10 protein-coding genes are annotated in these 14,096 nt (G+C 68.4%); 1 reads left to right on the top strand and 9 read right to left on the bottom strand.

Annotated elements, in window-relative coordinates; genetic code table 11:
- Positions 1-50: 50 nt before the first annotated feature.
- From ACW18B_RS11580 to ACW18B_RS11540, 9 genes are all read right to left on the bottom strand, one after another.
- Positions 51-1,313 (bottom strand): ComEC/Rec2 family competence protein, encoded by a 1,263-nt coding sequence (locus ACW18B_RS11580; RefSeq protein WP_492047202.1) that lies wholly within the window; start codon positions 1,311-1,313, stop codon positions 51-53.
- Between the two features lie 2 nt (positions 1,314-1,315).
- The gene (locus tag ACW18B_RS11575; protein ID WP_492047201.1) at positions 1,316-3,700 is read right to left on the bottom strand and encodes a TonB-dependent receptor; all 2,385 of its coding nucleotides are present in this window, start codon (positions 3,698-3,700) and stop codon (positions 1,316-1,318) included.
- Positions 3,701-3,791: 91 nt separating this feature from the next.
- A complete protein-coding gene (locus ACW18B_RS11570) occupies positions 3,792-4,766 on the bottom strand; it encodes a FecR family protein (RefSeq protein WP_492047200.1) in 975 nt (324 codons plus the stop codon).
- On the bottom strand, positions 4,732-5,271 hold the full coding sequence (locus ACW18B_RS11565) for an RNA polymerase sigma factor (protein WP_492047199.1): 540 nt from the start codon (positions 5,269-5,271) through the stop codon (positions 4,732-4,734). Before ACW18B_RS11565 ends, ACW18B_RS11570 begins: the two co-directional genes overlap by 35 nt.
- A 388-nt stretch (positions 5,272-5,659) precedes the next feature.
- Entirely contained in the window at positions 5,660-8,896 is a 3,237-nt protein-coding gene (locus tag ACW18B_RS11560; protein ID WP_492047198.1) for an efflux RND transporter permease subunit, read from the bottom strand.
- Entirely contained in the window at positions 8,896-10,059 is a 1,164-nt protein-coding gene (locus ACW18B_RS11555) for an efflux RND transporter periplasmic adaptor subunit (protein WP_492047197.1), read from the bottom strand. The genes ACW18B_RS11560 and ACW18B_RS11555 overlap by 1 nt, the downstream gene beginning before the upstream one ends.
- Positions 10,056-11,312, bottom strand: coding sequence for a TolC family protein (locus ACW18B_RS11550; RefSeq protein WP_492047196.1), 1,257 nt, complete (start codon positions 11,310-11,312; stop codon positions 10,056-10,058). Before ACW18B_RS11550 ends, ACW18B_RS11555 begins: the two co-directional genes overlap by 4 nt.
- Positions 11,313-11,364: 52 nt before the next feature.
- Positions 11,365-11,724, bottom strand: coding sequence for a hypothetical protein (locus ACW18B_RS11545; RefSeq protein ID WP_492047195.1), 360 nt, complete (start codon positions 11,722-11,724; stop codon positions 11,365-11,367).
- An 80-nt stretch (positions 11,725-11,804) separates the two neighbouring features.
- Complete coding sequence (locus ACW18B_RS11540; RefSeq protein WP_492047194.1) at positions 11,805-12,437, bottom strand: TetR/AcrR family transcriptional regulator; 633 nt, start codon at positions 12,435-12,437, stop codon at positions 11,805-11,807.
- 424 nt (positions 12,438-12,861) lie between these two features.
- On the opposite strand from ACW18B_RS11540, the gene ACW18B_RS11535 reads away from it, so the two are divergent.
- Positions 12,862-14,040: an efflux RND transporter periplasmic adaptor subunit gene (locus ACW18B_RS11535; protein ID WP_492047193.1), complete on the top strand. Its 1,179-nt coding sequence runs from the start codon at positions 12,862-12,864 to the stop codon at positions 14,038-14,040.
- Positions 14,041-14,096 lie beyond the last annotated feature (56 nt).

Here is a 14,096-nt window from a genome sequence, read left to right as displayed (position 1 = left end):
CCGTCCTCGCGCCAATGTCCCTCCCCTGCGCGGTAACCCGTTCCGGCCATCTACGGGGCCGCTAGAAAGGGCCCAAAGGTGGCGAGCACCCGATCGCTTTCATCGCTATTGTCGGTAATCACCACGCGATAGTCGCCACCGCCGGGTGAAACCCGCACCACCACATGGCCCGAGCGGCTGCCTATCCGATCGGTCAGGCGTTTGTTGGTCAGTTCGTTCGCGGGCGAGAGACCTGTCGCGAACACGTCGCGCGGACCCGCATAAAGCCTCTGGCTGAACAGTCGCTCAAGCGTGGAGAGACTGGGATGAGCCGCGTGCCATCCCAGGATCACCCAGGTGCGCGGCCGCAAGGCGCGAACGACGTCCGCTCCCGTGGCGTCGAACATGCCGTGATGGGCCGCGACGGCGACCTCGACCGGCCCTGCCGCCTGGGCGGCAGGCGTCTCGACATCGCGCCACGGCAACGCGCCATCGAAGTTGTTGCTGGTCAGGTCGCCGGCCGCGAAATAGTCGAACGCGCCGTAGCGCAGATGGATGGCGGTCGAGCAGGCGTTCTCGTCGGGAAGGTCTTCCGGGGCCAGTGTCTCAAGCAGCGGAAACCGAGACTGTGTTCCCGCCGCTGTCCATACCTCGCCATTGGCCGCGAGATTGCGGACGGCGAAGGTGGGGAAGTCGGCGGGGCGCCGGCGCAGGGCGAACTGATCGACGGCGCCGACCCGGAACCGTTCGACCCTGCCGCCCCCGGCGACCCGGGACCGGATGAAGGCTTCGTAGTTCTGGGCGAACGGCGCAGCCCAGGGGCGCGGATAGCTGTAGTCGGGATAGCCCCGGTCGACGATCACGCCGATCGGCAGCAGGCCAGCCACGTCGCTGACGCCGGTCAACCGATAGCGTCCGCCCGGCCCCAGGGGCGAGGCTTCGGTGACGTCGCCCAGATGATCGGGATGCACATGGCTGACCAGCAGGCTGTCCAGACCGGGATTTCCGGCGGCTTTCAGATGCCGCCGGGCATAGCGGCCGATCCACTCGCCCGCCCGACGCTCCGACGACGGACGGATATCCAGAGCTGCGGGCGGCGGCGTCGCCGAAGCGCCTGCGTCGATCATCTGGCTGGTGCCGTCGGGGCCGATGATCAGGGTCGAGTCGCCGCGACCGGTGGCGATGTGGTGCAGGTCCAGCCCTCCGGCGCGCCACGGCCGCAGCGGCTGGCCGACGACGTCGATGTCGTCGTCGGCCGCCCGGGCGGACCGCGCCGCCAGGCCGAAAGCGGCGGCGCCCAGAAGGACGCCGCGCCGATCCAACGCGCGCGCCACGTCTAGAACCGCGCGGACAGCATCAGGCCCCAGGTGCGGGGCTCGCCCAGATATTCGGCCAGCACGCCCTGGGTCGAGGGGGTCAGCAGATAGTCGACATCGCCCAGGTTCTTGGCCCAGGCCGTCACGCGCAGGGCGCCGTCGCGGGTCTCGTAGCCCAGCGACAGATTGGTCAGGGCGTAGGACTCGACGCGGAGGTTCTGGTCCTTGGTCGCGCCGGTGTAGTAGCCGTCGGTATAGGCCCAGCTGATCGCGCCGATCAGATAGCCGACGCCAGCCAGAGGCGCGCGCAGATCGGCCGCCAGGGCGCCCTTGTTGCGCGGTGACGAGCCCAGAGGATTGCCGGTATTGACCGCGCCGCCCGGGATCACGAAGCGGTCATAGACGGTGTCGAGATAGCCGTAGCTGCCCATAAGGTTCAGCCAGGGGGTCGGGCGATAGCTGACCTCCAGCTCGACCCCCTCCACCGTCGCCTGACCAGCGTTGGTGATGGTCAGGACGCGGGTCAGGGTGTTGAAGAACAGCTCCTGCTTGTCCTTGTAGTCCATGTGGAAGACCGAGCCGTTGACCCGCAGGCGGTTGTCCAGCCACTGCGATTTCACGCCCAGCTCGTAATTGGTCACGGTTTCCGGATCGAAGGGCTGGATCAGGGCCGCCCGCGTGGCGGCGTCGGTATTGAAGCCCCCGGCGGTATAGCCGCGCGTCACGCTGCCATAGACCGACAGGTCCGGACGCGGCTTCCAGGTCAGCACGGCGCGCGGCGTCACCTCGCCCCAGTCGGCCTTCAGGTCGCGGGCGGCGAAGCTGTTGGCCGCGCGGATGAAATCGGTCCGCACCAGCGAGGCGGTCTTCTCGTCGTAGGTGTAGCGGGCGCCGAGGGTCAGGTCCAAGGCGGCCGGCAGATGGATCACGCCGTCCAGAAAGACGCCGTAGCTCTGGGTCTTCACCGCCTGGTCGGTCAGGACATTGGCGCTGACCACGCCGGTCACCGCCGCCAGGCTGCGGGTGGTCAACTGCCGCTTGGCGTCTTCATCGGCCAGATAGACCCCGGCCACGAAGTCGCCCCGGTCCCATTTGGGGCTGGCATAGCGCAGTTCCTGCGAAAGCAAGGCGACGTCGTCGACGTCGCGATTGACCTGCTGACTGTTGGTTCCGGTCAGGAAGACATAGCTGGCGCCGACGCCGGAATAGTCTTCGCCCGATTGCGACTTGCGATAGCCGGTGATCGAGGTCACTTGGCCCACCGGCGCATTCCAGTACAGGCGGGCCGAGGCGCCGAACTGGTTGCGTGCGAAGCCCTGAGCATAGCCCAGCTCCGAGGTGCGGCGATCGCCGTCCGATCCCGCGCCCTTCGACGACAGGGTCCGGCCGCCATTGTGATCGTCGCTGTAGTCCGCGCCCAGCAACACTTCCACCGCGTCATGGGCCTGAATGCGGGCCTGACCGCGAACGCTCTGACTGTCGAGATCGTCCTGCTCACGGCCGGTCAGGCGATCCTTGCCATAGCCGTCATGGGCCTTGAGCGAGCCGGCAAGGCGAAAGGCCAGGCGATCGCCGGCCGGCAGATCGACCAGGCCGTCGACCTGGCGCAGGCCATAGTCGCCGCCGCCGATCCGGACCGAGGCGGTCTGATCGCGGAAGGACGGCTTGCCTGTGTCGAGCACGATGGCGCCGCCGGTGACGTTGCGGCCAAACAGCGTGCCCTGCGGGCCCTTCAGCACCTGCACCGAGTTGAGGCCATAGAGCTCGAAGGTCGCGGCGCTGTTGCGCGGAATGAACAGGTCATCGACCACCACCGCCACCGGCTTGTTGGCGCCGATCTGGGTGAAGGTGTTGGTCGCCCCGCGAATGGCGATGGTCGGACTGCTCTGGTTGAAGGCCGAGACCAACAGCCCGGGGGTCAGACGCGAAATGTCGCGCAGGCTTTCCAGACGATAGGTCTCGATCGCCCGACTGGAGAAGGCGGTCAGCGAGATCGGCACGCTCTGGGCCGACTCTTCGCGCTTCTGGGCGGTGACCACGATGGTGTCGAGCGCGGCGGCTTCCGCTGCCGGGTCCGCCCCCGGGGTCGTCGCGGTCGCGCTACGGCGCAGGACGATCACGCCGCCCGTATCGGACGCGATCTCAAGCCCGGTGCCGGCGATCAGCTGACGCAGGGCGACGCGGGCGTCCAGTGCGCCCTTCAGGGCCTGGGTGCGCACGCCCTGAAGGCCATCGGCCGGAGCCACCACCTGCAGACCGGCCTGGCGCGCGAAAGCCGAGATCGCTGAGGCCGCGCCCTGGGCGGGAACGTCGAACGTCCGCTGCTGCGCCGCCGCCGGCCAGGCGAAGATCAGCGACAAAGCGGCCGCGCCGCAGGTGAGTTTCAGTTTGCGTGTCATCGACATGGTCGCCCCCGACTGATCCGGCCTTGCGCCGGGTCTCATCGGCTTGGATGCCGGGGCGCGCGGCTTCCGCCATGCCGCCCCGGAAAAATCTTCAGGAGGCGGCGGCCCGCGCCAGGCGCACGCCGTCGGCCTGGGACGTGGCGACCAGGCCCAGGCTCAAGGCGGCCGCGCGGGCGAAACCCTCGGGATCGCTGGCCGAGAACAGGCCGGTCATCTTCAGGCGGGCCACGGCGGGATCGTCGACCACGATGCGACGATCCGAATAGCGCGCGAACTCGGCCGCCGCCTCGCCCAGGGTCAGGCCGTCCAGGTCGATCTGCCCCTGGCGCCAGGCCGTCGCGTTCTCCACCGCCGAGGCGGCGACGCGGATGGCCCGTAGCGATCCGGTGGTCGCGACCTGGGTCGCCATCTGGGCGGCCAGGCGAAGGGGCGCCCCGCCCTTGCCGCGCCAGACCTCGACCACGCCTTCGCGCACCAGAACGTCGATCTGGCCATCGTCGCGGGTGCGAACGGTGAAGCTGGTGCCGACGGCGCGCACCCGTACCTGGCCGGCGACGACGACGAAGGGCCGCGCCGGATCCTTGGCCACATCGAACAGGGCTTCGCCGCGCAGCAGGTCGACCCGGCGGATCCCGCCGCTGAACGCCGTGCGGATGGCAGTCTCGGTGTTGAGCGTGACCGCCGAGCCATCAGCCAGAGGCGCGCGACGAATATCGCCCTTGCGGGTGACGACCCGGCCCCTGAGATTCAGCGTCTCATAGCTGGCCACCCCAACGACCGCCGCGGCGGCCAGGGCCCCGCCCGTCGCCAGCCACCTGCGGCGACCGGCGGCTAGGGCGACGGGATGCTGGTCGGGGGCGAACGCCTCGCCCAGCCCCCGGGCGCGATCGGCGTGAGCGCTGACAGCCAAGGCCCTGGCATAGGCTCCCGCCCGCCGCGGATCTGCGGCAGCCCAGGCTTCCAGCGCTTTCTGGTCCTCGGGCGACAAGGGGCCGCGATCCGCGCGCGCCGCCCAGCCGGCGGCGACCGCGTCAATGGCGGCGCTGGCGTCGGGGGTCGCTGTCAAGTTCGGTCTGATCTTTGTCGTCACGTTCTCTAGATGCCTTGAAGCGTCCGTTTCCGCCACGCCCCATTGCATCCATCAGCACGCCAATGCCCTTGCCGACGTGTTTTTCAACGGTGTTTTCCGAAATGCCCATGCGGCGGGCGACGTCGCGCTGCGACAGGCCGTGCACCTTTCGCAGCGTGAAGGCCTCGCGGCACTTGGCTGGCAAGCCAGCGATCAGGGCGGCCAAACGCCCCAGCTCCTGGCGGTCGGCGGCGATGGTCTCGGGCGAAGGCTCACCGCTGGGCGGCTCCAATCCCTCGGCTTCGGCCAGGGCCTCAAACGCCACGATGCGGCTACGGCGCAACGCCTGCAAGATCACCGACTTGGCGACCTCGAACATATAGGTGCGCGGCGTCTGGACATGGTCCACGCGCTCCAGCCCCGCCAGGATCGCATAGGTCTCCTGGACGATGTCATCGACCTCAAGACCGGCCAGCGGCCGCCCGCTGAGCCAGGCGCGCAAGGCCGGCTCATGGGGCAGAACATGCCGCGCCAGCCAAAGGGCGCGTTCCTGGGTGGCCAATCTCATGGCCAAGACAGCTACCAGATCGATGTGACAGTCACGCGCGAACTCAGGGTTTTCTGACTTTGCGCGTCGGGCGCCTGAAGGTTGGCGGATAGCTACCCTGATCGGTCGATATCTAGGCCCTGATAGCAGACGAAATACGCCAATTACAGACCTTGTCCCCCAAGATTCCGGACCTTCAGCATACATCTAGGCCCGAACCTGAAAGACAATCGGCACTTTCACCGCTTCCCGGTCACGTTCGTCTCTAAATCGGAGTGCGCAGTGACGGCGACGCCCCCCCGGGGAGGACCGCCCCGACGCCAAGCGACGTCGGGACGCAAGACTAGTGTGCGGATATCGGCTCAACGTCGGCCTGGGTCCTGGCGGACCGGCCGCCGACACGCAGGATCACCTGGCTGATGGCCGGCAGGACCAGCAGGGTCAGGGCCGTTGCGGTGATTAGGCCGCCGATGACCACGGTGGCCAGGGGCTTCTGGACCTCGGCGCCGGCGCCCTGGGCCAAGGCCATCGGCACGAAGCCGATCGCCGGAACCAGGCCGGTCATGATCACCGGTCGCACCCTCTCCATGGTCCCATCGATGATCGCCTGGGTCAGTTCGACGCCATCTTCCAAGCGCTGGCGCACACTGCTCATGACCACCAGGCCGTTGAGCACCGCCACACCGGACAGACAGATGAAGCCGACCGCCGCCGACACCGAGAATGCGATGCCAGTCAGGCCCAAGGCGAACACCCCGCCCGCCAGGCCAAGCGGCACGGCGGTGAACACCGCCAGGGCCCGGCCGACACTCCCCAGCGCCCTGTAGAGAATGGCGAAGATCAGGGCGAAGCACAGCGGCACGACGATGGCCAAACGGTCTGAGGCGGCTTTGAGGTTCTGGAACTGGCCGCCCCATTCAAGCCAGGCGCCGGACGGCAGGGCCATCGCCTCGACCTTGCCGGTCGCCTCGGCCACGAACGAGCCGACGTCGCGGCCTCGCACATTGGCCTGGATCACCACCCGCCGCTTGCCGTTCTCGCGGCTGATCTGGTTGAGGCCATCGGCGAATTTGAACTGGGCGACGGCGCGGAGCGGAACCGAGCCGCGCGCGTGCACCCCCTCCTCCGGCAACATCACCGGCAAGGCGCCCAGGAGTTCAAGGTCGTTGCGGGTGGCGGCCGGCACGCGGACCACGACGGCGAACCGCCGATCGCCCTCGAACACCAGGCCGGCCTCGCGACCGCCCAGGGCTGCGGCGACGGTGTCGGCGACGTCCTCGACGGTCAGGCCAAAGCGGGCGATGGCGGCCCGGTCGAACTGGACGTCCAGGGTCGGCGCGCCATCGGTCTGCTCGACCTGAACGTCGGCCGCGCCAGGCGTGGCTTGTAGCGCCGCGCCGATCTTGTCCGCCGCGGCGCTCATCTGCTCCAGATCGTCGCCATAGAGCTTGATGGCCACGTCGCCCCGCACCCCGGCGATCAGTTCGTTGAACCGCATCTGGATCGGCTGGGTCAATTCGAAGCTGTTGCCGACCAGACCGTCAAGCTTGGCCTGAACACGGTCCAGGATGTCGGCCTTGCTGTCGACGCCCTTGGGCCACTCCTTCTCGGGCTTGAGGATCACAAAGCCGTCCGAGATGTTGGGCGGCATCGGATCGGTGGCGACCTCGGCGGTGCCGGTCTTGGAGAACATCCGCTCCACTTCCGGCAGGCTGGTGATCGCCTGCTCGACCTTCGTCTGCATGGCCAGGGACTGCTCAAGCGAGGTCGAGGGAATGCGCTGCGAGGACAGGGCGATGTTCTTCTCGTCCAGTTGTGGAATGAACTCCTGGCCCAACTGGGTGAAGACCACCCCGGCGATGGCGAAGAGGCCAAGGCCCGCGGCGATGAACGGCCAAGGCCGGGCGACCGAGCGGCGCAGGACAGGCTCATAGATCCGCTTGATCCAGGCGACGATCGGGACGTCCTTCTCGGCGACCCTGCCCCGGATCAGCAGAGCGACCATGGCTGGCACGAAGGTCAGGGACAGGACGAAGGCCGACGCCAAGGCCAGCATCAGGGTGATGGCCATCGGCGAGAAAGTCTTGCCCTCGACGCCGGTGAAGGTCAGCAACGGGGCGAAAACTAGGAAGATAATCGCCTGGCCATAGACGGTCGGGCGGATCATTTCCTGCGAGGCCAGCACGGTTTCCTCCTGTCGCTCGCGCAGGGTCAGGAGCCGGCCCTCGTGGTGCTGGCGTTCGGCCAGTCGCCGCAGGCAGTTTTCGATGATGATCACCGTGCCATCGACGATCAGCCCAAAGTCCAGGGCGCCCAGGCTCATGAGGTTGCCCGACACCTTCAGGCCGTTCATGCCGATCGCCGTCATCAGGAACGAGAACGGGATGATCAGCACCGCGATCAGGGCGGCGCGGACATTGCCCAGCAGCAGGAAGAGCGCGGCGGCCACCAGGATCGCGCCTTCGAGCAGGTTGCGCTCGACGGTGGCGACGGTGGCGTTGACCAGCTTGGATCGGTCCAGGGTCGGGGTGACGATGACGCCCGGCGGCAAGGACTTTTCGACCTGGGCAAGCTTCTCGCCCACCGCCTTGGCGACGGTGCGGCTGTTCTCGCCGATCAACATCAGCGAGGTGCCGATCACCACCTCGTGGCCGTTCATGCTGGCCGCGCCGGTGCGAAGCTCGCCGCCCAGCCTGACGGCGGCGACATCCTTGACCGCGACGGCGACGCCGCCCCGGGTGGCGATGATCGCATTGGCGATCTCGTCGATGCTGCGGATCCGCGCGTCGGCGCGAACAAGATAGGCCTCGCCGGCCCGCTCGACGAAGTTGGCGCCGACCGACAGGTTTGCCGCCTCCAGCGCCTTGGCCAGTTCGGAGAATGACACGCCATAGCCGGCCAGCTTCACCGGATCGGGCTCGACGACGTACTGCTTTTCGAAGCCGCCGATGGTGTCGATGCCAGCGACGCCGTGCACACCGCGCAGTTGCGGACTGATGATCCAGTCCTGGACCGTGCGCAGATAGGCGGCGCGAGAAACGTCGTCCGTCAGCCGTGCGCCCTCGGGCGTCAGGAACGCGCCATCGCTTTGCCAGCCGGGCTCGCCGTCCTGGGTCTTCGCGCCGCGACCGCCGGGATTGGCGAAGTCGATGGCGTACATGAAGACTTCGCCCAGGCCCGTGGTAACCGGGCCGACCTGCGGCTGGACGCCTTGGGGCAGGCTGTCGCGGGCCTGGGCCAGCCGCTCATTGACCTGCTGGCGGGCGAAATAGAGGTCGACGTTCTCCTTGAAGACGGCGGTGACCTGGGAAAAGCCGTTGCGCGAGATCGAGCGCGTGGTCTCCAGGCCGGGAATGCCGGCCAGGGCAGTCTCGACCGGGAAGGTCACGCGCTTTTCGATCTCGATGGGCGAGAGCGTCGGGTCGCTGGTGTTGATCTGCACCTGCTTGTTGGTGATGTCGGGCACGGCGTCGATCGGCAGCTTGGTGAGTTGCCAGGCGCCGAGAACCGAGACGCCCAGGACGACGAACAGCACGGCCCAGCGGGCGCGCACCGAGAACGCGAGAAGCTTGGCGATCATCAGTGCGCCTCCCCGCCGCCCTTGCGGAGCTCGGCCTTGAGCAGGAAGGCGTTCCTGGTGGCGACCTTCTGGCCGGCGGAAAGGCCGCCTAGGATCTCCACCCGGCCGGCGCTGCGCGCCCCGACCTGAACGGGGGTGGCCTTGAAGCCTTGGGCGGTGCGAACGAAGACCAAGTCCTGGCCTTCCAGGGTCTGGACCGCCTCCTCGGGGACAACGATGCCCCCGGTTCCGGACGCGCGAGCCGGAAGGATGCGAACCCGCAAGGTCTGGCCGTGCTGCAGGACGCTCCCGCCCTCGGGCAAGGTCATCACCACGGTGGCGGCCCGCGTCTCGGCGTTGAGGCCGGGTGTGATCGAGCGAACGGCGACATTGAGCGTGCGACCATCCGCCAGTTCCAGAACAGCGCGGTCTCCCGGCGCGATGCGCTGGGCGTCAGGTCCGGTCACCGAGGCCTCGATCTGGATCTGGCGCGGATCGACGACCCGGAAGAGTTCGGTCTGGGGTTCGACGAAAGCCCCGAGGCTGACCGCAGCGGCGGTCACCCGGCCAGAGATCGGGCTGGTGACCCTCACGCCCCGACCATCGGCCGTGACCCGCGCGGCGCCGGCGGCGACCTGGGCGCGGCGTGCTTCGGCATTGGCGGCGGCGGCTTCGGCTTGCGCCTGCTCGTAGTCCTGGCGCGGCGAGATGCGCTTTTCGTAGAGCGACTTCTCGCGCGCCAGGGCCTTCTGGGCCAGAGTCGCCTTGGCACCGGCTACCGTGCGGTCGGCGGCGATCTGGGCGGCGTCGACGCCTTCAACGATCGCCAGGGTCTCTCCGGCCCGCACTGGGTCGCCCAGGCGCTTGAAGATCCGGGTGACCGTGCCGCCGGCCCGGGCGGTCAGGACGGCTTGGCCGCCAGGTGCGGCCGTCACCGCCCCCTGGGCCAGGATCTCGGCCGAGAGACCGCCAGCCGCGACGGTCTCGGTGAGGATGCCAGCCGAGGTGATCGCCTCGGGCTTCAGCGTGAGCTGATCGACAGGACCCTCGGCGGTCGCCGGGGCTTCCGCGGCCGGAGTCGACGGGGTCTTCTGGGTGAGCTTGGCCAGGCCAAACCCGCCAACGCCCGCGATGACCACGGCGGCGGCGACGCCGCCATAAAGCGGCATGGAAGAGGATCTCATGGGTGGTCTCCAAATGGCGCGGCGCCCTGCAGGCGCGCGAGGCCGGCTTCGGCGGTCAGCCGCTCGAGCCGGGCATTGAGGATCTGGTCGCGGGCGTCGATCAGCGCGCGACGGGCGTTTAGGACTTCGACCAAAGGCAACTTGCCGCCTTCGTAGCCCAGGCGGGTGAGGCGATAGGCCTCGGTGGTCGTCGCCTCGGCCTGCCGACTGGCCCCCACCCGGATCTGGGCGGCCTCGGCCTTGGCCAGGGCCGAAGCGATCTCGGCCTGGGCGTCCAGGCGGGCCGCGTTGAGGCGGGCGTCGGCCGCGACCAGGGCCGCTTGCGAGGCTGAGATATTGCCCCTGTTGCGGTCGAAGATCGGGAACGGCGCCGAGACGCCGGCGACTAGAGCCGTGGCGTCATCACCCGCCAGTCGGCGAACGCCCAGCGAGATCGACACGTCCGGCGCGGCCCGGGTCTGTTCGACCCGAACCCGGCGCGCTGCCGCCTCCCGCTCGGCTTGCGCCGCCAGATAGGGCGGCGTGGCGATCGGATCGACGCGCGGCAAGGGTTCCATACGATCGGCATGGGCCAGGAGACTGACGGCGATCGAGGTGATCGGTAGGTCGCCGCCTGACAGGGCCGTCAGCTTGGCGAAAGCGCCTGCGCGTTCAGCCTTGGCTTCGCCCAGCTGAGCGCGGGCGGCTTCGATCACCGACTGGGCCTGGAGGCTGCGGAGGTCGGCTTCCTTGCCGGCCTCGACCAAGGCCCGGGTGACACGAAGATCCTCCCCGGCCAAGGCAATGGCGTCTGCGGCCAGCTTCAGCCGTAGGTCGGCGGCCTCGGCTTGGGCATAGGCGGCGGCAAGGTCGAAGGCAAAATCGCCCTGGGCCTGGGCGGCCTTCGCGCGGGCGGCTTCGAGTTCGGCGCGTCCGGCGGCGATGCGGGCCGGACGCTTACCGCCCAACTCCAGGGCCTGTTCGAACGCGGCGGAGCTTTCGGCCGCGTCGCCGCGGTTGAACGGGCCCGAGCCGCCGAAGTTCTCGACATTGACGCTGAGCGTCGGGTTGGGCCGGGCTAGCGCTTGGCGGGCCAGGCCTTCGGACTGGGCGACGTCCGCTCGGCTCTCGGCCAGGCGGGGGGCGGCGGACTGAGCCCGTCGCAGAAGCTCGGCGAACGCCGGCGCCGGGTCGGCCTGGGCCGGCGCGGCGCAGAGTGCTCCCGCGGCGGCGCAGGCCAAGGCCGCACGGAGCGGCCATCGGGTCGATGACATGAAAATCCTCGCGATGTGACGAAAACGAGCGCGCGATGTCGCGCGCAGTCCGTCAGGCGCGTGGGGGGCGTTCGGGTCCGGCCAGGGCCCGCGAGGGCGCGACCCTGGCGCTGAGCGTCGGATGCAGGGTCTGGACCAACACGCGCCACGGCTCGCCGTCCAACTGGACGATCAACATCGGCGTACTGTGGTGGCAGTGCCCATGCTGGCAGACATCACTGGCGTCGCGATGACTGGCACGCTGGTGATCGGGTTGAACCGTCGAGGCGGCGTCAGCAATCGGCGCCGCGACCCTGCCGGTATCGCCGCCACAGATCATGGCGTCGAGGGTCGGTGACAGAACCATAAGCGCCACCAGGCAGGACAACAGCAGCCCTCCCACGCCCCGCCACCATGTCTCCAGTCGCCTCATGACGGTTCTATAGCTTCAGAGGGCCGGTGCGGGAATGCGTTACATAATCACGGCGCGGCGCGGTGCAGACCCGTGCCACCCTAGCGCTCGCCCAAGGCGCAGCGGATCAGCGCCCTGCCCGCTCGCGCCACCGCGCGCACCGGCCCTTCGGGGCCCAGGGTGACGCGCGCCGAGTAAGACCCCTCCATCAGCAGCATCAGGCCATCAGCCAGGTCGCTGTTCGGCGCGCCGGCGCGCTGGCACAAATCGATCAGCCGCGCGTGCAGGGTCTGCTTGTAGGCCATCGAAACCTTCTGGGCCGGATGGTCCACTTCATGGAGTTCGATGGCGGCGTTCGATAGCGGGCAGCCGTGCACGTCGCCGCTGCAGGCCTTGGTCTCGAAGGCGTCAAAGATCGCCTCAAGCTGGCCGCGCGGATCGTCGCAGCAGCAGGCCGTCACCTGGTCCCACCAGATCCAGTAGTCCTTTTCCTGCTCTCGCAGGATCTCGGCGACCAGAATGTCCTTGGATGGGAAGTTCCGGTAGAGCGTCATCTTGGTAGCGTCGGCCTCGGCGGCGATGGTCTCCACCCCCACGGCGCGGATGCCGTGCTGATAGAAGAGATCACGCGCCGTCTCGAAGATACGATCTCGGGCCGGGCGCTTCGATGCGGGCGCACAGACCGTGGCGTCCGCCCCGTCTGCCCCACCCTCATCAGAATTTCTCGCGGCCATTTTCAACTACCTCATCTTGACGTGAGAGTGACCGGTCAGTATCTCTGCCTCATGGCGATGATACCGAACGGTCTCGTCACATCCTAAATCGTCCTCGCAGGGACGAAGGTCAAGTGGCCCGCCCCGCGACATTCCATCCTTAACCCCATTTGGAGGGCGCGCCATGCCCCTGGACACGAACAAACACGCCGTGCCGGCCGCCCGTTCCGCGGGAGGGTCCACCGCCGGATGGCTTGCCGCAGCGCGGCTTCACGCCCGCCCCCTCCGTCACTGGATCAAAAAACTCTCCAAGGCGGCCGCGGATCAGGACCGGACAACCTCGAAGTCCAGCCGATCCGCCCGCCGCCCCGCCTGGGAATGACGGTCAAGGACTGACCCTCAAACCCCTTCTCTTCGTTTTCCACGCCTTTCGGCAGGATCTACCATGCGCATCCAACCCCTCCTCACCTCGCTGACCGCCCTGGCCGCCGCCGCCGTGCTGGCCGCCTGCGGCGCCCAAGCCAGGCAAGAAGCCGCTGCTCCGCCCGCCCAAGTCACCATCACCGCCGTGGCCTTCAAGTCGCTGCGCCAATGGGACGACTTCACCGGTCGCCTTGAACCCATCGACACCGTGGAGATCCGGCCGCGCGTCGGCGGCTATGTCGACGGCGCCCGCTTCCAGGAAGGCGCCCGGGTCCACAAGGGCCAGGTGCTGTTCGAGATCGACCCGCGTCCGTTCCAGGCCGAGGCCAATCGCGCCGCCGCCGAAGTCGCTCGCGCCAAGGCCCAGTGGGACCTGACCATCGTCAACCGCGAGCGCGGTCGTCGCCTGATCGATCAGAACGCCCTGGCGCAAAGCGAATTTGACCGCCTGTCGTCGGAAGAAAAGGCCGCCCAGGCCAATCTCGCCGCCGCCAACGCCGCCTTGCAAACCGCCCGCCTGAACCTGGAATTCACCCGCGTGGTCTCGCCGATCGAAGGCCGCGTCTCCAAGGCCCTGATCACCCGCGGCAACCTGGTCACCCAGGCCGACCTGCTGACCACCGTGGTGTCCGACACCCCGATCTATGCGGCCTTCAACGCCGACGAGCAGACCTTCCTGAAATATGCTTCCGCCGAGCGCGGCAAGCAGAGCCCGGTCTATATGGGCCTGATGACCGAGGACGGTTATCCCCACCAGGGCAAGCTGGCCTTCATCGACAATGCGATGGACGCCAAGAGCGGCACCATCGGCGGCCGGGCCATCTTCGCCAATGCTGACGGCCGGTTCACGCCGGGCCTGTTCGCCCGCATCCGCCTGGTCAGCGACACCTCCCAGACCGTGGCCCTGGCCCCGGACCGCGCGGTAGCCACCGACCTTGGCAAGCGCTTCGTCGTGGTGGTCGGCAAGGACAACAAGGCCGAGTACCGCCCCGTCGAGATCGGCCCGCTGGCCGGCAACCTGCGCATCATCCGCCAGGGCCTCAAGCCCGGCGACCGGGTGATCGTCGGCGGCCTGCAGAAGGTCAAGCCGGGCGACACCGTCAACCCGGTGGTCATCAAGACCGACCTGAGCAGCGACCTGCGCCAGTTCGAGACGGGGCCGCAACGCGTGGCGCTGGCCGACACCGTCCAGCAGCGCTGATCCTTTTCTTCTCCCTTCCCCCTTTGATGGGGGAAGGGCGGGGATGGGGGGTGACA

The sequence above is a fragment of the Caulobacter sp. FV2ps19 genome (genome assembly GCF_058681035.1).
This window is presented reverse-complemented; position numbering and strand designations above follow the sequence as displayed.